General features: G+C 59.5%; 13 protein-coding genes. 6 read left to right on the top strand and 7 right to left on the bottom strand.

Annotated elements, in window-relative coordinates:
* The first annotated feature begins 9 nt into the window (after positions 1–9).
* Positions 10–3,414: a HEAT repeat domain-containing protein gene (locus HS122_17355; protein ID MBE7540164.1), complete on the top strand. Its 3,405-nt coding sequence runs from the start codon at positions 10–12 to the stop codon at positions 3,412–3,414.
* An 85-nt stretch (positions 3,415–3,499) separates the two neighbouring features.
* Here HS122_17355 and HS122_17350 read toward each other — a convergent pair whose 3' ends face one another.
* Positions 3,500–4,273, bottom strand: coding sequence for a DeoR/GlpR transcriptional regulator (locus HS122_17350; GenBank protein MBE7540163.1), 774 nt, complete (start codon positions 4,271–4,273; stop codon positions 3,500–3,502).
* Positions 4,274–4,508: 235 nt separating this feature from the next.
* Here HS122_17350 and HS122_17345 point away from each other — a divergent pair, with 235 nt between their 5' ends.
* Positions 4,509–5,168, top strand: coding sequence for a GntR family transcriptional regulator (locus HS122_17345; GenBank protein ID MBE7540162.1), 660 nt, complete (start codon positions 4,509–4,511; stop codon positions 5,166–5,168).
* Positions 5,169–5,202: 34 nt separating this feature from the next.
* Here the strand turns inward: HS122_17345 and HS122_17340 are convergent, their stop codons facing one another.
* The 6 genes from HS122_17340 to HS122_17315 form a co-directional block, all read right to left on the bottom strand.
* Entirely contained in the window at positions 5,203–6,189 is a 987-nt protein-coding gene (locus tag HS122_17340) for a hypothetical protein (protein MBE7540161.1), read from the bottom strand.
* Positions 6,190–6,204: 15 nt separating this feature from the next.
* Entirely contained in the window at positions 6,205–8,580 is a 2,376-nt protein-coding gene (locus HS122_17335; protein ID MBE7540160.1) for a family 20 glycosylhydrolase, read from the bottom strand.
* Positions 8,581–8,744: 164 nt separating this feature from the next.
* Entirely contained in the window at positions 8,745–12,071 is a 3,327-nt protein-coding gene (locus HS122_17330; GenBank protein ID MBE7540159.1) for a TonB-dependent receptor plug domain-containing protein, read from the bottom strand.
* Between the two features lie 150 nt (positions 12,072–12,221).
* Positions 12,222–13,178: a 3-hydroxyacyl-CoA dehydrogenase family protein gene (locus HS122_17325; protein ID MBE7540158.1), complete on the bottom strand. Its 957-nt coding sequence runs from the start codon at positions 13,176–13,178 to the stop codon at positions 12,222–12,224.
* 9 nt (positions 13,179–13,187) lie between these two features.
* The gene (locus tag HS122_17320) at positions 13,188–14,714 is read right to left on the bottom strand and encodes a metallophosphoesterase (GenBank protein ID MBE7540157.1); all 1,527 of its coding nucleotides are present in this window, start codon (positions 14,712–14,714) and stop codon (positions 13,188–13,190) included.
* Positions 14,711–17,992: a fibronectin type III domain-containing protein gene (locus HS122_17315; GenBank protein MBE7540156.1), complete on the bottom strand. Its 3,282-nt coding sequence runs from the start codon at positions 17,990–17,992 to the stop codon at positions 14,711–14,713. Before HS122_17315 ends, HS122_17320 begins: the two co-directional genes overlap by 4 nt.
* A gap of 178 nt (positions 17,993–18,170) precedes the next feature.
* On the opposite strand from HS122_17315, the gene HS122_17310 reads away from it, so the two are divergent.
* From HS122_17310 to HS122_17295, 4 genes are all read left to right on the top strand, one after another.
* Positions 18,171–18,929 carry a DeoR/GlpR transcriptional regulator gene (locus tag HS122_17310; GenBank protein MBE7540155.1) on the top strand — a complete coding sequence of 253 codons (759 nt, stop codon included), beginning with the start codon at positions 18,171–18,173 and terminating at the stop codon, positions 18,927–18,929.
* Between the two features lie 114 nt (positions 18,930–19,043).
* Complete coding sequence (locus HS122_17305; GenBank protein MBE7540154.1) at positions 19,044–19,445, top strand: RidA family protein; 402 nt, start codon at positions 19,044–19,046, stop codon at positions 19,443–19,445.
* A gap of 19 nt (positions 19,446–19,464) precedes the next feature.
* On the top strand, positions 19,465–20,823 hold the full coding sequence (locus HS122_17300) for an aminotransferase class III-fold pyridoxal phosphate-dependent enzyme (GenBank protein ID MBE7540153.1): 1,359 nt from the start codon (positions 19,465–19,467) through the stop codon (positions 20,821–20,823).
* Between the two features lie 36 nt (positions 20,824–20,859).
* Positions 20,860–21,786, top strand: a complete 927-nt coding sequence (locus HS122_17295) for a DMT family transporter (GenBank protein ID MBE7540152.1) — start codon at positions 20,860–20,862, stop codon at positions 21,784–21,786.
* The last annotated feature ends 50 nt before the right edge of the window (positions 21,787–21,836 follow it).

Genomic DNA, 21,836 nt, shown 5'->3' with positions numbered 1-21,836 from the left:
CGTGTTTCTATGCGTGAATGGATCTCCGTGTGCGCCCTGTCCCTTGGTGCCATCCTTTCCTTTCCGGCCTCGCTGATGTCGGACCCCGCCCCCAGGACCAAGGGCCCCCCACCCCTCAAGCTCCTTCCACTCGATCGCCTGCCTACGGCCAATCCGCTTCCGGCCTCCGATGAGGCCGAGGAGGCGATCAGGCATTTCAAGATCCCCGAAGGATTCAAGATCAGCCTGTTCGCCGCTGAGCCCATGCTGGCGAATCCCGTGGCATTCACCTTCGATGAAAAGGGCACGGCTTACATCGCCGAGACCTACCGCTACCGCTCCAGCGTGCTGGATATTCGCGATTACATGCCGATGCTGGAGCAGGAACTTGCCGCGCGAACCGTGGAAGATCGCGCTCAGTTGATCCTCGATCAGTTCGGCGTCGAGGGCGAAAAGGAGTTGTCCATCGAGACCGAAGTGGTGAGGAGGATCGTCGATTCAAACGGCGATGGCGTGGCCGACTCATCAACCGCCTTTGCCACGGGTTTCAACAGCCCGCTTGATGGCATCGCTTCGGGTGTCCTGGCGCGCGATGGCAAGGTCTGGTTCACGAACATCCCGCACCTCTGGCTGCTGGACGGTCCCGATGCCAGGGGCATTTCCAAGGGCCGCACCTCCCTTAGCTACGGCTACGGCGTGCGCTTCAACTTTACCGGGCACGATCTGCACGGCCTGGTCATGGGTCCGGATGGCAAGCTCTACTTTTCAATCGGCGACCGCGGGACTCATGCGAAGGCGAAGGATGGCAGCGTGGTCGATGCACCCGACATGGGCGCGGTCTTCCGCTGCTGGCCCGACGGCACCGAATTGGAGATTGTGCACAGCGGCTTGCGCAACCCGCAGGAGCTGGCCTTCGACGACTTCGGCAACCTGTTCACCGGTGACAATGACTCCGACCAGGGTGATGTCGAACGCTTCGTCCAGGTCGTCGAGGGAGGCGACAGCGGGTGGCGCGTGGGCTACCAGTTCAATCCGCTGGGCAATGCGGGGCCGTGGAATTTCGAGCAAATGTGGAAACCGCGTCACGAGGGTCAGCCTGCCTACATCCTCCCGCCGATCGTCAACACCGCCGACGGTCCGTCGGGCCTCACGCACTACCCGGGCACGGGGCTTCCGTCCAGCTACCGCGATGTGTTTTTCATGTGCCACTTCAAGGGATCCTACACCACCAGCGGCATCTATCTCTACGCGCTCGATCCGCAGGGAGCCTCCTTCACGATGCGTCGCCAGGAACTCTTCCTTGGCGGCACCCTGCCGACCGACGTCGATTTTGGTCCGGACGGACGCCTCTATTTCTCCGACTGGGGCAACGGCTGGGCCAAGTCGCGCAAGGGCCGCCTCTACGCCCTCACCAACGAGGCTACCGCCCATGATCCGCTGATCAGGGAAACGCAGCGACTCATCGCGGATGGCATGAAGGGCCGTTCAGATGCGGAGCTTTTCGCCTTGATCGGTCACCCGGATCAGCGGGTGCGTCTTGAGGCTCAATATGCACTCGCCGCCAAGGGCGCATCCGCTCTTCCGCTGCTCACGCAGATTGCCTCACACCATTACAATCAACTCGCCCGCATCCATGGTATCTGGGCGCTCGGCCAGGTGGGCCGCAAACAGCCGGAGGCCTATCGCGTCGTGCTGCCGCTCCTCAGCGATGCAGACCCGGAGGTGCGCGCTCAATCCGCAAAAGTCCTCGGCGACGGCCGGGTTGCAGTCGCCTTTGAGCCCCTGCTCACCGCGCTCAAGGATTCATCGGGACGCGTCCGCTTCTTTGCGGCGCAGAGCCTCGGCAAGCTGGGTCGCGCCGAAGCCGCTCCCGCATTGATCGAAGTCGCCCGCGAGAATGCCGATCAGGACCTCTACCTGCGCCACGCAGTTGTCATGGGGCTGGTGGGCGGAAAGAACCCGCGCGCCATGGAGTCGGCCGCAGCCGATTCCTCCCGTGCGGTGCGCCTTGCGGTTCTGCTTGCCTACCGTCGCCTGAACAGCCCGGAAATCGCCGGCTTCCTCACGGATCCCGATCCCTTCATAGTCGCCGAAGCCGCTCGCGCCATCAACGATGCACCGGTCGTTTCAGCGCAGACCGCGCTCGCGGATCTGCTGCCGATGATGCCCATGAATGTGGACAAGGGCCTTGGCCTCCGCATCCTCAACGCGCATTTCCGCAACGGCGGGCCGGAAAATGCCGCCGCTCTCGCCGCCTTCGCCGCCCGCACGGACGCACCCGATGACCTGCGCATCGAGGCGCTGCTTCACCTCTCCGATTGGGCACACCCGCCCGCGCGCGATCGCATCGTGGGGGTTTTCCGCCCCCTGCCCGCCCGCGACGCCTCGCCCGCGGTGAAATCCCTGGAGCCGTTCGCCGCTCGATTGCTCGCAGACGGCCATGCCGATGTCCAACTCGCCGCGATCCGCGCCATCGAGGCGCTGAATCTCCGTTCGGCGGGCGACGCCCTCGCCGCACTCGTTCTCCGTGAGGACGCCAGCAGCGACGCTCGCGCCGCCGCACTGAAGCCCCTTTCAGAATGGCACCATCCGCGCCTCGCTGATGCCGTCAAGGCGGCCGGCCTCGCCAAGGATGCCTCGTTGCGCGCAGCGGCGCAGGGCTACTACTCCATCATATCCGCGGCCGAGGCAGTTCCCCTGCTCCTTCATGCGCTCGATTCGGGAACCCTTGTTGAAAAGCAAAGCGCCATCACCAATCTCGCGAAACTCGACGATCCGCGCGTCGACAAGGTTCTTGGCGACTACCTGTCGCGCATCGACACTGACAAGAAGCTCGCCGGACTACAGGTCGAAATCCTCGACGCCGTCGATGCCCGCAACAATCCCGCTTTGAAGCAGGCTGCGGAAAAACGTGCGGCCCGCCTGGCCAGTGCACCGGTGGAGGAGAAGTATTCCTACGCCATGGTTGGCGGAAAGCGAGCCGAGGGCCGCCACCTGTTCTTCGAGCATCCCGTGCTCGCCTGCGTGCGCTGCCACAGGATACGCGCCAAGGGAGGCGAAGCCGGCCCGGCCCTCGACACCATCGGGCGCGACAAGTCGCGGGCGTACATCCTGGAATCCATCGTTGCACCGAACGCCTCCATCGCCGCGGGTTTCGATTCCGTGGCCTTCACGCTCAAGGACGGCAGCGTGAAGGTGGGCAGCATCGCCTCCGAGGATGACAGGACCTACACCCTGCGGACTGCGACCGATGAGGATCTTGTCGTGATCAAGAAGAACAATATTGTGAAGCGCGAAACTGCGCCGTCGAGCATGCCGGAGATATTTGGCCTCATCCTCAAGCGCGGAGAACTCCGCGACCTAGTCGAATTCGTCTCAAGCCTCGGCACCGGCGGCAGCCGCAACGAGGAACCCGCGGTGCAGACAAGCCACTGAGTCGTCCCCGTGATCTTGGAGTCGCGGCTTCGAAGACATCGGTCTTTGCCACGGGGCGGCTCAAGGCTTGGAAAATTCTGGCTTCTCACCAACAACGGTGGACGCTCACACTCTCGCCTGCGAGCAACCTTCGGGCGTCCGGCACCATCTCGAAGTTGGTTACAAAGGCCGAGAATGCGCTCCAAGGGGCAAAGTGAACCGCACTGGGACGATTCCACTTTTCTGAATCCGCCACCAGCACCCGCAGATTCGATCGCCGCAAGGCCTCCGACTTGATGGCCGCTTCGTTCATCTCGCTGGTGTAGGCACCTGTGGAAAGTTCGACGCCGGCGGTGCCTATGATCGCCGCATCAAAGTGAAGCCCAGTCATCCAAGGCTGCATCAGGGCGCCGGTCAGAGCGAGCGAGGTCTTGCGAACTTCTCCTCCAATTGCAATGATGCTCGCCCGGGCGTCCACCGCCAACTCCATCAATGGAATTGAATTGGTTGCGACCCGAAGTCCCGGGCGGTGCAACAAGAGGCGTCCAACCTCAAGACAGGTTGTTCCAGCATCCACGAAGATGGTGCCGGTCTCAGGCAAGAGCTGAACCGCCCTCTGTGCAATTTGAGACTTGGCTCCAGTCTGTGAGGTGCTGCGTGCTTGAAACGATTGCTCACCAGCCACACTGACCGCCGGTAAGAGCCTGCCGTGCTTCCGCACCACCTGACCCGAATGGGCCAACTGAATTCCATCCCGCCTGGCAGTCGCGTAGGAGATTCTGAAACGCGCGGCTATGTCAGCCACAGTCAGCGGTCCTACCTGCATCAGCAACCTGGCAATCTGACGAACTCTACCCGCCGAACCATCTGATGCGTCCATCGGGAAACATCCGACATTTCGGCGAGCCAAACCTAGCGTTTGCGGCGAAAGGCCAACCATGGGGAAGAAGGGCAAACACATGACAACATTTTAGCGCTATTTTCGTCAACATTTTTTCCTCATTTTTGTTAGTTAGAAAGCTGTGACTTGAACGGAGAGCCAAAAATGACCTCGCAAAGCCCGACATCCCCTGCATCACTTATGCAGACAAAAAAGATAAGCATTTGGCAACAGTATGGCATCACAGCTTCAGTCGGATAAAGCGTACTCCGAGATTCGCCGCCGAATACTGATCCTGGAAATTCGACCAGAGGATCGGCTCAAGGAAGAAGAATGGGCCGGCAAACTCACTGTCGGACGCCTCGCCGTACGTGAAGCCCTTACGAGACTTCACGGGGAGGGCTTGGTCGAAAGGGGCGAAAAAGGCGGGTTCTTTGCCGCCGGCATGGAACCCAAGGATGTCATTGAGATACGCGAAGTCCGCGAAATCCTGGAGGTCGCGGCAATACGACTGGCCCGGGAGCGGATTTCCTCTGAGGAGATCGCGGAAATGGAAACCACCTGCGACGACTTCGCGTACATGGTCAGGAAGGGTTACCATACAGGTGCATGGGAGGCTGACCGTCGCTTTCACGATCTCTTGGTCGCGGCATCAGGAAACCGCCGGCTTCTCCGCGCGTATGAACACTGCCACATCCCTCTGTTCCAAATTCGCGTAGGACAGTCGAAGGAATACATCGAAGACTACGAACAGACCGAGCAGGAACATCGCGCGATAGTCGCTGCCTTGAAAGTCGGCAAAATTGACGAAGCCGTTGATGCCCTGCGACGCCATCTTACGCGCGGCACCAACATAGTGCTTGAACCAAATCCGGAAAAGGCGGCAACCCCCTGAGGGTTGGCTGCCCGTGAAGCCTGCCTGGCAGTCGCTATTTGGGCAGGCGAGGCACCGGATTCCCCGGAACAATCAGCGGCCCAGCCAGGAAGACCTGGGGAGATCCAGGATCCACAGTCACCAGAACCGCATGGATGTTGGAGTCGCCGAATGTCTCCAAACGCGTGACGTTCTGGAGCGGCGTGGCTGACAATTCAAACCGCATGCCCACGTCGAGCCGGTACCGGTGTTCATCCGCGTGAACGAGGAGCACGGGACGGGCGAAATCCCGCGCCCCCCGCTCCACGGTTTTCAGGAAGCGCTCGTAGCTGCGCTTGACGCCGGCCTGCCCACGATCAGCCGCAAAGGGATCCGCGTGAAAAAAGAGGACGATGCCCGGAGCACCTTTCTTCGAGGCGACATCAAATGTCTGTTCGATCCACGCCTCGTCCGCCAGGTCTCTGTCCTGCCACTCCTCCATCGCGCTCGGCACGGATGGACGAACATTGTTGGAGCTTCCAACGACATGCACCGTTGCGAAGACCACGCCTGAAACCGTCCACCTGGCGTTCTCGGCATACTTGGAAAATCGAGGATCGTGACGCTGCGTATCCAGCCGCAGGGGATTCCGCCCACGGCTCGAATCCTCCGTGAAAAACAGGTTTCGAAGTTTTTCCAATCTCTCCAACGGTTCAAAACTCCCCTGCCCCGGACTGTGCGAATCCGTCCACTCGTTGTCGCCCGGCGTGTAGATCAAGGCTCCGTTTACACTGTCGAAGTCATCGCGGCGCTGTCGCAGCACCTCATCCGCCGGCTTTTCGTTGCCACCAAGAATGTCCCCCAGATGCACGGCAAACGCAGGCTGGATCCGATCAACCTCCCGCAGCAAACGCAGGAAACTGCTTCTGCTGTTTTCAACGCGACCATAGGGAACGCATCCCATCGCCACGAAATTGAAGCGAGAAGCCGCCGCCTCGCGCGCCGGCTGACCCACAAGCGTGCCGCATATTGCTACACTCAGGGCAAGGTGGACGAATCTCATGTCAAAGTGGGCCGCCTATTCAGGCTTTTCCGCTGACCGGGCGGAAACCGGCTCCGGAAAACCGCGCGGTTTCACGATGCTGACGGCGCTCAGGAAAATCACGTTGGCGGACATCTCCGGTCCGCTCTTCGCCGCACTGCGGAAATTCCTGGTTCCGTGCAGACGCACTTCCCTTATTTTTCTGCCCAGCCGGGGATTGGGCCATTCCAGGGCGAAGAAGGTAACGCGCTTCTCTGGAGACTTCCCCAACTCGACCGCCCGGGCTCCATAGCATTGATTGCGCGGTGTCGCACGCAGTCCCGATGACCACTCCAGTATGTTGTAACCGTAGCGAATGGGGACTGTTGCAACGAAGCCGTCCTCATAGACAACCTCGTAGTACCCCATCAGGTCCGAGGAGTCCTCTTGGTTGTAGACGTACTTGTACGCAAACATGTTTGTCGACGGCCGGGCGAGTGCGTGCAAAAAAATCAGGCTGCTGGCATCAGCTCCGATCGGAATTGGATTGGAGACCGAGGGCATTTCAATCGGCTTGGAGCCTGAAACACCCACCGCTGCCGCAAAACCGCCTTCGGCGCCGTCCATGTCCGGAATGTCGAATGCCAGGTTGCCGGAGATGACTGTTCCTTCTCGGAAAAGGTTCGGATTCAAACCCGCTCGCATTTCCTCCTTCGGAAAAGCAGCAGACCGTGCGACCGCCAGGGGATGGACAGCATCGCCGCACTCGCTCGGCAGCGGGCCTCCGCTGAGATAACGCCGCACGATCGGCAATTCATGTTGGACGATGTCTGCCAGCCTCGATTCCGGCAGCCAGTGCGTCGACCATGTGAGATTGGCGCACCCGATGAAGTCGTAGAGAAGATCCTTCGCAAAATTGAATTCATTCGTCGCAGCCCACGAAGACGGTACTCCTCCCTTGATGCTCCGTCGCGCACTGCGGCGCTCATAGTTGATGATGTAGGGCTCAAAATTTCCCAGGACCTGCTCGAATCCCAGGTCTTCAACCGCGATGTCGTTGAATTCGCCCTGACCTTCGCGGCCGTCCCTCCAGAACCAGTTGAATACAAGGATATCCTTTGGAATCTCGGTTTCGACCTGGCGGCGGGTTAGCCCGCCGGGCCAGCGATAGTGCTCGCCGTCCTTGGTTTTTTGCTCGGAAAACTCGTCACCCCGCACCGACTCAAGCAGGTGATCGCCGTAGATCGCGGTCCTGATCTTCCTGTCCGACAGATGCCTGTGGATCCGGTTCAAGTCGGCGATGTACTGGGTGCGGCGCGCGGCGGCGTCATCCGCATCGGTATTTCCAAGCGGGACACGCCATTCATCGTGACCAATATGGACCATGGAGGGTCCTGTTGCCTCGATGATCTCATCAAGAATGTCGAAATAGAGGCGGTAGGTCGCCGGATTGTCCGGATCGTAGGCATCCGGCCACTCCCAGTTCGCCTGTGCGAGGTCCGCCAGTTCCCGGTGGCGCGTGAGGAGATAGTACGAGTGGGACAGCGAGGGAACTTCCGGCACAAAATTGACATGGTGGAGCCTTGCCCAGGCGACCAGGTCCGCAACCTCCTCCTTTTCCACAATCCCTCCATCCGCCACATCCTGATTTGGCGAGTCCTGATACTCGCCACGTGCTCCCGTTGGGCGATCCCTCCGACTGAATGCAAGGTCCCTGGAGAGGTCCAGCCAGCCGGCGTTCACCTCTGGATGCGTGTCGGATCGCATCGCGCCATTGAATTCGACAAACAGATAATTGAATTTGTAGAGAGCCATGAAATCGGCCACGAAACGCTTGAAGAAGGCGATGTTTTCTCTCCCAGGCAGGTACAACTTCACTCCTCGTATCGGCTTGTATGGCCAATCCCGGATCCTGATCGCCGGCAGTTCAAGGCTGGGCTCCGCATGGTTCAGCAACTGCCGCAGGGACTGAAGTCCGTGGAAGGCGCCCGCGTCATCCGTGCCATCGACCACTATTGCTTCAGGAAGAACCGCCAGGATGTATCCTTCGCCCGGCGGACGCGATCCCTTCATCAGTCCGAACCGATCCTCGGCCTGTTTCACCAATGGATTCTCCCGACCACCCATCACAATGACACGGCTGTCCGGCAATTGATCGGTCACTACTGTACGCACAGCGATTCCACGCCACTGCGCCAGATTCGCCGCGAGACTCCGGGCCAGAAACAGATCGTGCGCCCTGGCGTTGACAGGAACCGCCAGGGTTACGGTCTCATCCAACCTGAATGAACCGACTCCCGGCACAACCTCCTGGGGCACGGGAAAAACTGGCCCGAAACTTTCAGCGGCGCCAGGACATCTGCACGCAAAGAACCAGATGAGGCAGCCAATCAATACAGATCCGGACTTGAGTCGAATTGGAAGAAGGAGCATGGGGAAACTGGCTGCGCGCGCCTGCCAAACCAGAAAGGGATGGCCGGCACTGGCGCACAGGAAAAGTGCGACCCGCGGACTGTACAAGTCTCACAGCACCTAGGCCGGAGAATCAAGATCCGCGGTTCGTCAGCCTTGGAAGATCGGTGGAAGCGCTGGCATCGTCAGAATTCAAACGACGCGCTAAGAATGAATTGACGTGGATCGACTATCCGAAACGCCCAGGGAGTTCCATCCGGATACGCTGCCACGGCCTGCAGCCGTCCACTTTCCTGGAGATTTCGCACATTCAACTGAAAGGTCGTGCTGACCTTGTCGGCGAACAAACGGGTACGATACGAAACAAAGGCGTCAGCGTAGAGATGGGCCTTGTCCCAGATCGGCCGGGTCGGATCAAGGTCAGTCACAATCGTGGGCGGACTTTCGACTCCATAGAAACCGATTGAGCCGCGATCCTCCCAGCGCAGTGCACCGCCAACAGTTACGCGCTTGAGAACCTTGTGATCCGTCAGGCCCGCCATACGGTAGCTTGTGGCCAGGTTCACCTTGTACTTGCGAACCTGGGGGCGGCTCTTGCCTTCCAGCGCCTTGTCGACGCCGAGAGGAGTCAACACGGTTCCCGAAAGGAAGGCCGACGGCGTGCGTGCGCTGGCCGACGCACCGGGATAGCTGGTGGTGTACCACGGTGTCTTGGTTTCAGGGTCGATGATCTTCTCCCAAATGGGCATGCGTTTTTCGATCCATTCGGTTACCGCCGGCGACAGGTGCAGATTGATGGACTCCAGTTTCACCGCGTTCAACTTGACCGTAAAGTAGTTGGTGGGATTGTAGTTGATCTCAACCTCCCTGCCTTTCGCCAGAACGTCCGCGGTTTCAGAGATGCTGCTGTTGGGGACATCCTTCTGCGCATTGTACTCCTCCACGGAAAAGCCCATCAATGCAGCGACTTGGGCGGTTGCCTGATCGGGTGTGAGCGTCTGCCCGTTCGCCGCAGCAGCCGCGGTAATCCAGCGAAGCGCATTCGCATTGAGCCAGTTGCTGCGATTGGTGGATGAACTCACGAAATCGAAGTCCATCGCTCGCGTACGGGCTGCCGCCGTTGCCCCAGCCCTGGCATCGATCTGTTTGGTTTCGTACTTGATCACACGCATCACAAGCCTTCCGTCCAGGAGCTTCAGCGTCACTCCGTAGTCGTGCCCGCGCCCGGTTGGATCCGGCAGCGGATTCAGGAAGATGTCGTAGGCTGTCGCGCTGGGCTCGAAGCTGTCAGAAAAATTCGCGTGCAGGTTGAGCCAGGGAAGGACCTTGGCCACAACTCCCACGGTTTTTGTTGTGCCTTTCTTGATGATCCAGTCGGCAGGGCCCCAGGCATTCCACGAATCCCAGTCGAGTGTCCCGTCAGCCAGAAACTTTGGGGTAATGCCAACCTTGTTGTGATTCGTGTCCTGTCGCACCCCGACTGTCGTCACTATGCGATCATTCCAAAAGAAGCTTTGAAGAGTGGCCCCTCGGGTCTTGATGACCTGACGGGAATTGCTGCTCCCGGCTGTTCTGTCCGCTGATATTCCCTGCGCGAGCAATGCGGATTCCGTCTTGAATACGCCGGTGACACCGTTGCCCCAGACATGGGGATACGTGCCATAGCTCAACCGGCCGGGCGCATAATCCACATGGGGCCCCTTGTCGCCCACATAGTACCTGAAGTAGTTTCTTGCGACGTCGGTGCCACCCCCCTGTGCCGCATTGACCGTTGCCCGCGGAACAGGCAGGAGCCATGAATGATCGTCAGCGATGATGTCACGGTACCCAATGCTGCGCCTAATCCTGTCCTGGTACTCGCCGTAGACTGAAAGCTGGTGCAGTCCCAGCCAGCGAAGCAGGTTCTTTTCGCGTCTGAAATCGAGACGGTAAGCCAGCTGCGCGCGTGCGGTTTCGTGCCGAAGTGGTTCATCAATATCCTGTGGCAGGCTTATTCCCAGGTAGGGCCGCAGGAAAAATGGATTCGGCTGACCGGTTGGGAGGCGCTCGTTGACGTCCATGTTCAAGTATCCGATGCGCCCGGACGAACCGGCGCCTCCAATGATGTTGCGAGCGTAACTCTGACTGTCCTCCCGATAAAAGCCTCCCTCGGCCGCCAGCAACTGCATGGGTGTATTCAGGATGATCTGCTGGATGTTCAACATGGCCGTATTGGTGTCCTGCCGCAGTTGGTTCACGGCGGCCAGGTTGATGGATGACCAATCGTAGATCGACTTGTCGCCAAGCTGGGCATTGCTGGACCAAAGCGGCTGCGTCTGCCTCAATTGATTCGGCGACGTTATCACGATGAACACGTTCTGCTTGCTCGCGTTCGGATCGGTCGTGCTTGTCGTCATCTGCATCGGCATCCACTGCGACACCTGGCCGCTTCCATCAACCGCCACTGTTGAATAGGTCCTGAGAGACGAACTGGTGGAGAAATAGGCGGGAAGGGTCGTTGGTGTAAAGGTTCCCGCTGATTTTCCATCAATGTGGACAGTGGCCGTCACGGGATCCCATGTGGGTCTGCCAGCCGACTCCCACAGGGAGATGCCGTCGAGCGGCATCGTGGTGTTCGGACGATTTCCCGTGAGGTGATAGTTTGAATAGAACCCGCTGATCGTCGTGTTTTCGAACGGTCGAAACTTTACCATCCCATTCAGGCGCCGGGTGTCGGTGCCGGATGGCTTTCTTTCGAAGCCGTCGCGCTGATAAACGCCGCTGACACGAACCGCCAGGCGGTTTTTGCTGAGAACGCGGTTCAAATCGAGGCTCGTGCGCCACCCGTCATAACTGTCGCCACGGATCTTCGCTTCCGACTTGTCTTGCGTAAGATTGGCCGAGACAGGCTGGAGATTCACCGTACCTCCGGCATTGCCCAGCCCAAAGACGCTCGAGTTGGGTCCCCGGTTGATCTCGACCGCTTCGATGATGATGGGATCGACTGGCACGCGTCCGCTGGTCTGAAAGTTGCCGAACGAAAGGTTTGCAGAACTGATCCCCCTGACCCGGTTTGCGGTGTTCGGGCTCAACTGGGTGCTGTCGATCGGAACGCCGTCAGCGTTCGCGGCAATATCAGTGTAAGTCAGGGATCCCTCCGTTCCCGCCTCATAGGCAAACACGTCATTGATGTCCAGGAGTGCAAAATCCGACATCTGCTGCTTGGTGACGACGGTGATCGACGCAGCCAGATCCTCCACCTTCGAATTCAAACGCGTTCCCGACATGGTCGTCGACGAATAGTATCCGCGCTCATTGGAAATGACCTCGAAAGGTGACATCACCACTGTATCCTGAGCTGACGGGGCGCTGTTCTCCTTGGATACGACCGGCCCAGCCTGGTCCCTCTCCGTGGTCGAATCCGGAACGGCTTGAGCCTGGCTTCGCATCGCGGGCAGGAATGCCATCATCCCGATCAGCAGAATCCCGGTTGCGTCTGCGGCAACGCGGATTGGAAACGGATAATTCTTCATTGGGGTGAAAATCGAAAGCATTGGGGGTTGAGGTGAAAGGCCATGAGCGGCCTGCGGTGTCGTCATTCTTGCGGTTGTGCTGCCTCGCGCGACCCCTCATCAAACAAATGTGCAGAGTGCGCACATTCGTTCATTCATTCCGTCAACGCTTCAAACTTCGGCAAACTTGTCGGCCAGCTTCCGAATCTCGTAGGTGAAATCGATCCACCGTCGATTCCAGTCCTTCGCGCCGGCCTTGGAATACTTGTAGAAACCACTGGCAGTGCTCGTCCCCATGGCCCCGCTGGCAACCATGCGTCTCATCAGTTGCGGCACTTCGTGGTCATTGCACAACTGCGGCAAAAGACCCTCCATGACAGCCGCGTATGCGGGGATTCCGGTGAGATCCATCCATCGAAACGGGCCGGCCAGAAGCGCCCACCAGCCAATGTCGTTTCTGAAGGATTGATCCACGGTTGGAATGTCTGCGATTCCCGACTCCACCAGATGACAGGCCTCGCGGATCATGGCATACATCATGCGATTCGAAAGAAATCCACGAACGTCCTCCCGCAGCAGCGTCGGCTCCTTTCCGCACCGCACGCCCATGGACATGGCCTTCTTCAGAGTCAGACCCGAGGTCTTCTTTCCCGGAGTGATCTCCATGTACCGCATGATGTGCGCCGGTTCGGCCCAGTGCATGCCGACAATCCGTCCCGGATGCCTCGCATTCGCCTGGAGAAGGCTGATCGGAAAGCTCGAGGTGTTCGATGCCACGATCGCGCTTCGATGTAGGCAGGATTCCAACTCGCGCATCAAGCCGAGCTTGTCCTCGAGGTTCTCGCCGATCGATTCGACAACGACCCGGCAAGCCTTCAGCTCGGCTGGATTCCCAACGAGCCTGAACCTGCGCCGCCAGTCGCGCATTCGGCTCTTCGGAAGCATTCCACGTTCGGCCAGCTCGCGCAATGATTCGTCGATGTGCACGCCAGCCGTCCGCGCCTGCTTCGGCGAGCGATCGTGCGCCACCACCCGGAAACCGCGGGAGAGCAGGCAGGTGGCAATGCCCGCTCCCATCAGGCCCAGGCCAACCAATCCGATCGGTTCCAAGTTGAATTTGGGACGCATGTGGGAAACTCAGCGTGCGGCCCGTCCAGGCTTGGTCAACAGGATGCGATCCAACTCAGCACCGTCCTCCCCGATCTGTCGGATGAGAACGCGTCCGGCGTCCGCCTCGACGAGCGTGAACGAACGCACGTTGTCGACATAGCGCGCCAGGATGCCGTCAGGCGCGTCGGGATCACGCGGCATCATGGGCGGGCTTTCCTTTGATTCCATCCGGTACAATGTTCCACCCCCGCCGCCAGTCACAAAATAGATGATTCCCTCGGCTTCCGTCCGCTCCTTGCCATCGAATTTTTCGTCAACTCTGAACCTGCCGCGAACCTCCGTGACGGGTGGCGGCGGAGCGGGGTCCGCCGGGCTGAACAGAAGCGGCTTCGTGCGCTGGTAGTTGTGAACGTGGCCGGCAAAATAGAGATCCACGCCGCACTCCTCGAACAGCGGGGACAAAAGACGCATGCGCTGGTCCTCGTGATGCTTGGCTGCGGAACTGAATCCAGGATGATGACAAAACACCATTTTCCACCTGGCCGCAGTCCCATTGAGATCGCGACGAATCCATGCACGCAGTTCATTGTTGAGGACTGGAAGATAGTCGTTCGAATCCAGCACGAGGAAATGGCAGTCGCCGTCTTCAAACGAGTAGAGGGACAGATGGGGATACCCCGCCTTGGTTGCGGAGGCCTTGAATGCGCGCACCGAGGCTTCCGGCCCGATGATCGGGGTTGTCCAGGGTCCGTACGCGGGGGCATTCAAGGGTGGATGGAAAAAATGGAACGCCGCGAAAGCGTCGGGCATCCCTGCCAGGTCCGCCTTTTGCGAGTCATGATTTCCCAAGGCAACATAGAAGGGAACCGACTGCATGATCGGTGCGCCGATGGATGGATCGGCTGTCGGAGCGTTGCAATAGACCGGCCAGAATTTCGCAACGTACTCCGAGAATCGCCCGCGATTGTACACGATGTCCCCGCAGAGAATGGCGAGATCGGGATTCTCCCGGGCCATTCGATACGCAACCGCTTTCTGCGCCGCCGTGTTTTCGCCGAGATCGCCGGCCACCACAAATCGGACCCTGCAGCCAGGAGAGCGCCGCGTGCGAAACGTGTTTGCCGAGACGACCTTTCCGCCCTGGCTCACCTTGTAGTCGAGTTCGCTGTTGAGAGGGAGATCGGTCAGTATCACCGAGTAGGCCAGATAGACCTGACCGGTGGAAAACTCGATGGGAACGATCGTCGGGGACCCTGCAAACAACAGCTTGTCGTGAAGAAACAGCTCCACCCTGTAGGAAGCCGCCACGTTGTCCGTCACCCACGCGATCGTTTTCACATCATGTCCCCCAACGGTCGACCCGTCACCGGGCTGAATGTACGGTCTGGCTACAAACGTTTGAGCAATCAGCAGCCCGGGCAGCAGGAATCCCCCGACGATGGCCGCTCTCGCCATGGCAAGGCATCCGCTGTTTCGAACTCCCGAAAATTTGCCCGGACTGACGGATCGTGGCTGCAGACATTCTGTGGAATCGAATTCGAGAGGGTTGTTCATGGCGCGGAGGTTCCTTTGTCTGAATGTTCCTGGGTGGCGGATGGATTCCATGACGGAATGACCAAATAGGGAGTCTCACGGCGGTAGTCGGGATGGATGCGCGCATTGCCCTCGCGATCCCACGCTTGGAACTGATACAAGAGCCCCTCCGACGTAATGGGCACGGTGGCGGTGTAGGTGTTCGATTTCGAAGGCTGCATGTCGACCTGACGCCAGTTTTCCTGTGAAGGGATCGGCTTGTAGTGCAAAACGACACGCGCGACGCCGCCTGCGCTGTCCACACGCGCGCTGACAGTGCAGGAATCGCGTGTGACAGGTTTGATCTCAACCGCAATTGGCGCGATCACTGGAGCATTGTTTTCATCCTGCAGTTTCCATCGAAACGTCTCTGGAGCGACCGGCAGCCGCTCTTCGATGCGATCGAATTCCGCGACGAAGTAGTACTCCACTTCGGGGATTCCGGAAGGGAGTGCGCACGAATAGTACTCGCGGGCCAATGGCACGCTGCCACCTTCAGGACCGGGTTCGCCAAGGCCGGCTTCCATGGCTGTTTCCCGCCAGGCCGTGCCAGGCTCCTTCCACCACAGGGCCACCTTCCTGGGAGGATGCTTTAGGGCGTCCTTCACATGAACCGTCAATCGATGGGCAAAGGGTTCAGCCACGGACAACCGCGGATTGCGGATCGTGAACTCCTCCCCGTTCATGCTGCGGAAAACGACATCCGTATTACCGGGTCCGGTTCCCGCCAATCTCGCACCTTCAAGGACAAATTTCGCACTCCGCCATCCCCGTTCGATGCCAAGCCGGAGCTCTCCCGCCTTGCCAGGAATCCCAGGCCGCTTCTCCGCCTGATCGAAAAGCACCTCAACCGCGCCAGCTTCTCCAGCGCCGGGATCCCAGAAGTCGACCTCGAGGGACATGTCGTCATCGACGTTGCAGAGAAACAAATCCTCGGCATCAAACCCGATCTGCCCGCCCACGCTTTCATAGGCGGTTCGCCCACCCTTTTCGCATCCCACGAAACCGGAGTATCTCCACTGGACCGGTCGCAGAAGATCTCCAGCAACAGCATTGCGCATTTCGGTTCCCGCCCCAGCCAGGTGGGAAAGCCGGGATTCCTGAGCCCCGCGCGGTTCATCCATCAGCTTCTTTTCGAGGGAGGAAATCCAGCCCAGGTCCGAGTCGATGACCGCGATCTGGGATTCCCATCGGAACGCTTCGGAGTGCATGCGCAGCGTGTCCAAAATCGGACCGTAGTGCCGGTCCGCGGTTCGAGCCAGGTCCCGCCAGTGACTCCGCGCCCACTCAAGATGAACGCGCGCGCTCGCAAGGGCCCGGGGATATCGGCTGATGCGATATTCAGCGAGCGCAATTCCCGCCAGATAGCGCTCCGCGGCGAAGCGCGCCAGAGCCGCGAGTGCCTGCGCATCCAGACGAATGCAGTCCGCCTCCTCCTTGTTCTCTGCGGGTGGCATCGGTCGCTCCAGCATCCCTTCGAGCTCCTCCGCGATGGCGAACAACTCATCAGCCGTCCGGCGCGGAGTTGTGCGCCCGTCCTGAACTCCCGAGGTTTCCATCCGAGCGGCTTCCGCAAGGCTGGTCATGACCATCGAGTCCAGCGGGGCCACATCGATTCCATCCTCAAGATTCCCGTGAGAAAGGCGGCCGTCCGCATTCGTGAAATCCGGAGTCCCTGTTTCAAGCTCCGGCGCCCACTGGCGATGATCGGGACCGAGGGCCACGGCGCTGGCAATCAGCGGAACCACCTTGCTGCCGACCGTCAGCAGGCGATACAAATCATGCCTGGCCTCGCCAAATCTTCTCACGAAGAGATTTTTGAAATGCCCGCTCGGCAGCGACGGATCATAGCCCAGGCGTCCCCAAACTTCGTACCAGAACCAGTCCCTTTGCCACGCCCACCGAAAATAGTGGTGCCCCTGGGCACCATGATAGCGGTCCGTCATCGGATAGTAGGCCGTCATGGGTTCCACGCTGTACCCCGAACTGCTCCCGAGCGCCTGGCAGCTCCTTGCAACGCGGGCGACAAATTCGGGATCGCCCCAGTGAAAAATCCGAAGCGTCCCATTCGCCCGCACCTGGTAGATGAGTTTGAAGTCGCGTGGCTCGCTGGTGTATCCCTGATACGAGTATGAGGGATCGAAATTTGTCGGGCTCGTGATCGCCTGATAGGCGGTGCCGAGCTGCTCTCCGTTGTACTTGACCTCGACGTAGAAATCCCCCGGGACGCTTCTCTTTATTTTTTCTATCCTTTCCTTCGTCGCCAGCCATGACCGCGTGTACAGCCTGCCGCGATACCCGCTGTCTCTGGCGGCGGGCAGATAGGTCTTCTCAAAGAAGTCCTCGGGCTGACCCGATTCACCGATGCGGAATCCGTACATCCAAAGCTCGGGACATTGTTCCAGCAGGGATCTGGCGGCCTGATAGGTGTATCTCTCCAATGCAGCGGTGTCGAAGCCTTCAAGGCCGTCGTTCCGAGCTTCAGCCTTTCTTCCCTGAACGGTGTAGTTCATCAGCGCCACCTTCACACCGTGCGCCTCCCCAATCGCGATGATCCGCCTGAGCATCGAAAGGTTTCTCTTCGCCTCTTCGCCCCCGACGGATTGCTTCGGAAATTCAGGGAGCGAAACGAAATACCGGAAGAGATTGGGGAATGTGGTCTCACTCAGGTTGTAGCCGCCATGAAGGTCCAGGAGATTGTGCCTCGTTCGCGCCAGCATGGAGAAATATCCCTGCCAGAAGTCCTCCTGAAAGAACCATGAATCCGGATCCTGCAATGCATCTTCATGCAGGAATTGGTTGACCGCCCGCAGCTCTAGGAAAGGCGATTCGGTCCTGTCTTCAAGCGACAGCGAGTCAGGCGATGAACGAAGCGACTCAGCCGCGGACAGCGCCCCATACATCGTTCCCACCGCATCGCTTCCGAGAATCCAGGTGGTCGCACCGACGGAGCGGATGATGAATGACTCCGGCGCCTTGGGCACCATATCGGAGAATCTCGCGGCGGTTTCGTCGCTGAGCCCGTGATCCAAGGATTCAATGACAAACTGGCGCTCGGGAGGCATCTCCCGTGCGGCAACGACGGACTCCAGTTCAGCGATGCCGAAACTGGCGCAATCGGCGGCCGACGATCCGCGCAGGACAGGGGAAGCTCGCCCGGGATTGGATTTTCCGCAGTTCGAGGCGGCGCACGCGCAAATCGCCGCGAGCACGGCGCGGCACACGCTGCTCCATTCAATCGGCTTCCACCCCGGAATCATGCGTGGGAATACGCACCGCACTTGGAACACGAATTCAATCCCTGCACGCAAAAACGCTCATTCCGCGCATGTTCGCGCAGGCCGGACCCGGAAGCCGCCCTGAACGAGTTTGAGCGAATTGGCGGTTTCACGCGCGCTTGCATTGTCAACTTTGGATCCACCCGCCTACAGTGTTCCCATGCTTCCCGCCCAACGCCACCTCGCCACCCTCCGGCTGCTTTCGGAAAAGGGCTGCGTGAGCATGGCGGAGATCGCGAGGCATTTTAATGTCTCGACGGCGACCGCCCGGCGGGACGCCATGCTCCTGGCCAAGTCGGGCAAGGTCTCACGCAGCCATGGTGGATTGCTTCCACTCAATTTCTACCGCGAAACTCCTGGAAACACCGCCATTCCCGCCGGAGGCGCCAGCCTTGCAGTCCGCATCGCAAGGCGCGCCTGCGAATTGCTTCCGCACGACGGCAATGTATTCATCGGTGGCGGTCCCATTGCGCTTCAGGTGGGCCGCCTGCTGCTGGATCGCCCGGAACTTCGAATCTACTCCAACTCCGTGCCGCTGATCGCACTCGCGCCGCATGCTCATGCATGCGTCACCGGCATTGGCGGAGAAATCAAGAAGGGATCAAGGTCGCTGACCGGTGGATTGGCGCACGCCTGGCTGGCACACTTGAGATTTGACGCCTGCATCCTCGAGGCGGACGGACTCGACGAAATGAGCGGCGTTTACGTTTCCGACGCCGATGTGGCCGCTTTGCAAACTGAAGTGCTCAAGCGGTCCGCCATGAGCATGCTGGTTGCCGAAGCATCCAAATGGAACTCCCGGGCAGCCGTTCGTCTCGCTCCGTGGGCAAGTTTCTCCTCGCTGGTCACCACTCGTGACCTGCCGAGAGGCGCGCGGATCGCGCTCGGTTCAGAAAGAGTCAAAGTGTGCCTGACCTAGGAATCGCTGCGCGTCCCTGCGGCGTGCGAATCTGCGCACTTTGATCATTTGCCGAGGCAGGTGTCGAAGCAGCAGCCCGCGCGGCTAGGTTGTCGCGATGCAGCGCAAGATTTCATGAAGAAGGAACTCAAACATCCTGACAAGCTGGCATCGACAGGTGCCTACTCCGCAGCGGTTGAGATCGACGGGTGGATATTCGTGAGCGGGCAGGGGCCGCTGGACCTCGCCACGGGAGAAATCCGCAGCGGCACCATCGAGGCGGAAACGCGACTGACCTTGTCTCACATCCGAAGAATCCTGGAGACCGCGGGTGCATCGATGGCCGATGTCGTGCGTTGCACATGCCATCTGGCGGACATCCGGGACTTTGACCGATTCAACCTCGTGTACGCCGAACATTTCCCCAAGCCGTTCCCGGCGCGCACCACGGTGCAATCGGTGTTGGGCGGTGGCATAAAGGTCGAGATCGACTGCATCGCTCGAGCCCCCGGGAAACCACATCCCACTCATTCCTGAAGGAACGATCCCAAAAGTCATGAAGCCAACCCAACTGTCCTCAGCCGCGCTCTTGGCCCGCAGTCGCAAGTACATCCCCGGCGGCGTCAATTCAGTCAATCGTGCCATCAGGCCAGAGATCTCCTTTGTGCGTGGCAGGGGAGCCCGCATGTGGGATGCCGAAGGCAGGTCATACCTTGATTATCATGCGGCTTTCTCCCCCCATTTTCTCGGGCACAACGATCCCCATGTGAACAATGCCGTGGTGGATGTGCTTAAGAGCCAGGAGAGTCTCTTCGGAGCGGGCAGCACGGAGTTGGAGGCCAGACTTGCTGAAAGGCTTTGCACGAGCATTCCGTGGGTGCAGGGCGTGCAGTTCGTCAACACGGGCAGCGAGGCCACGGCTCAGGCCATTCGACTTGCCCGCGCCGTGACCGGTCGCGACCACGTGATTGTGATGCAGGGAGGCTACAATGGCTGGCACAATGACGTCGCCTGCAACCTGATGACACCGCTGTCCCAGCTCGGTCCGCGCCGCAGCCCCGGCGAATATCCATTTTTTCCAATCAGCGCAGGCATCCCAGCGGCTCATCAGGCGCTGATCCATCCGATCAATTTCAATGACCTCGATTCGGTGCGCCATGTGTGCGGTCGCTATCCGGTTGCCGCACTGATCACCGAACCGATTTTGCAAAACATCGGGATCGTGAAGCCATTGCCCGGATACCTGTCCGGGCTTCGCAAGCTGGCCGATGAACTTGGCTTTGCCTTGATATTCGACGAGGTGAAGACGGGGTTCCGTCATTCCCTTGGCGGTTACGCGGAGATTTCCGGAGTGCATCCCGATCTGGTCACCTACGGCAAGGCGGTGGCGAACGGATTCCCGATCGCCATCCTTGGCGGCCGACGGGATTTCATGGACCGCCTGGCCGATCCGGTTCCGAACAGACGGGTTCTCGCCGCCGGCACCTACAACGGTCATCCGGTCCCGGTGGCTGCGGCACTGGCCACCCTTGATCGAATCCAGGAGGGCGGCGGCGCCGTCTATCGCCACGTCGAGTCGCTCGGCCTGCGAATGGAGGAAGGATTGAATCAAATGCTCCAGCGCCTAGACATGAAGGCAACCGTCGCACGGCAGGGTTCTGCATTTTGCATCTACTTCATGGATCACCTTCCCGTGGACTGGCATGATCTGGCCTCCCACCATGACTTTTCCCTCGATGAATGGATGAGGCGCAAATTGATCGAGCGCGGCATCTTTTTCTTTCCGCAGGCGACGAAGCAGTGCTCATTTTCCGCCGCCCATACCATGGAGGATGCGGACATCACGCTTCAGGAAATCGAGGCGGTGCTGCATGAATTGACGACCTCACGGCATCCAGCTCCTGTTGGCAGTTGACGTAAACGTCTGGCCCAAGTCCTGGAGTACCCTCTCATGCGTTCCTGGCTGCTATTGCTCGCCTGCAACATCATGTGGGCGCTCCAGTTCACATGCATCAAACTGGTCGAGGATCAGGTTGGGCCGTGGTGCACGGTTTTTCTTCCGATGTTCTTCGCGACGCTTTTCCTGATCCCGTTTGTCCGTGCTGAAAAAACGCAGTCAGCGCCGGTGACGGAAACGCGTTCGAAGGGGTCGTTGGTTGCTTTGTACGCACTCCTGGTCGTTGCCGGAGTATTCCCCGGACAGGTCCTGGTCACGATCGGCACTCGCTGGACCCTGGCCAGCAACGCGGCGCTCATCACGCTGGCGCTGCCCGTTTGCACGGCCTTCATGGCGTTTGTTTTCCTTCGCGAGCGCATGTCAACCGTCAGGTGGATCAGTTTCGGCATGGCGATCTTCGGTGTCCTGCTGTGCTCGCGACAGGACATGTCCAACGCCCAGTTTGGCGCATCCAATCTGGGTGGCAACCTGCTCATCTTCCTCGGTGTGCTCGGTAGCGCATTCTACAATTCCTACGGGAAGAAGGCCCTGGAAATTCACTCTCCGCTGCGAATGTGTTTCTACACGTACGTGGGGATGCTTGCCCTGCTGATTCCGCTGGTCCTCGCGAAGGAGAGTGATGTTTTTTCTCGCATTCCAACTTTCTCCGCCCGGACATGGGCCGGCCTTGCCCTCCTCACGTTCTTCCACAATTTCCTGTCCATGGTCCTGTTCTTGAAGGCCCTCAAGGCGCTGGATGCCATTCAGGCCACCCTTTCCAATTATCTCATCACGGCATTCGGCGTCCCTATCGCCGCAATCTGGCTTCACGAACGCCTGGGCCTGTGGAGTCTGATGGGCGGTGTCATGGTCCTGGTCAGCACCCTTCTGATCACGATTTGGGAAGACCGGAGGAACAAGCTGTCCGCGGCATCCAATTGACCCGGACGTGATCTCCGCCGCCACAAGCATGTCCGCGCAGCAGGATGCAG

The sequence above is a fragment of the Opitutaceae bacterium genome (assembly GCA_015075305.1).
Classification (GTDB): Bacteria; Verrucomicrobiota; Verrucomicrobiia; order Opitutales; family Opitutaceae; genus UBA6669.
This window is presented reverse-complemented; position numbering and strand designations above follow the sequence as displayed.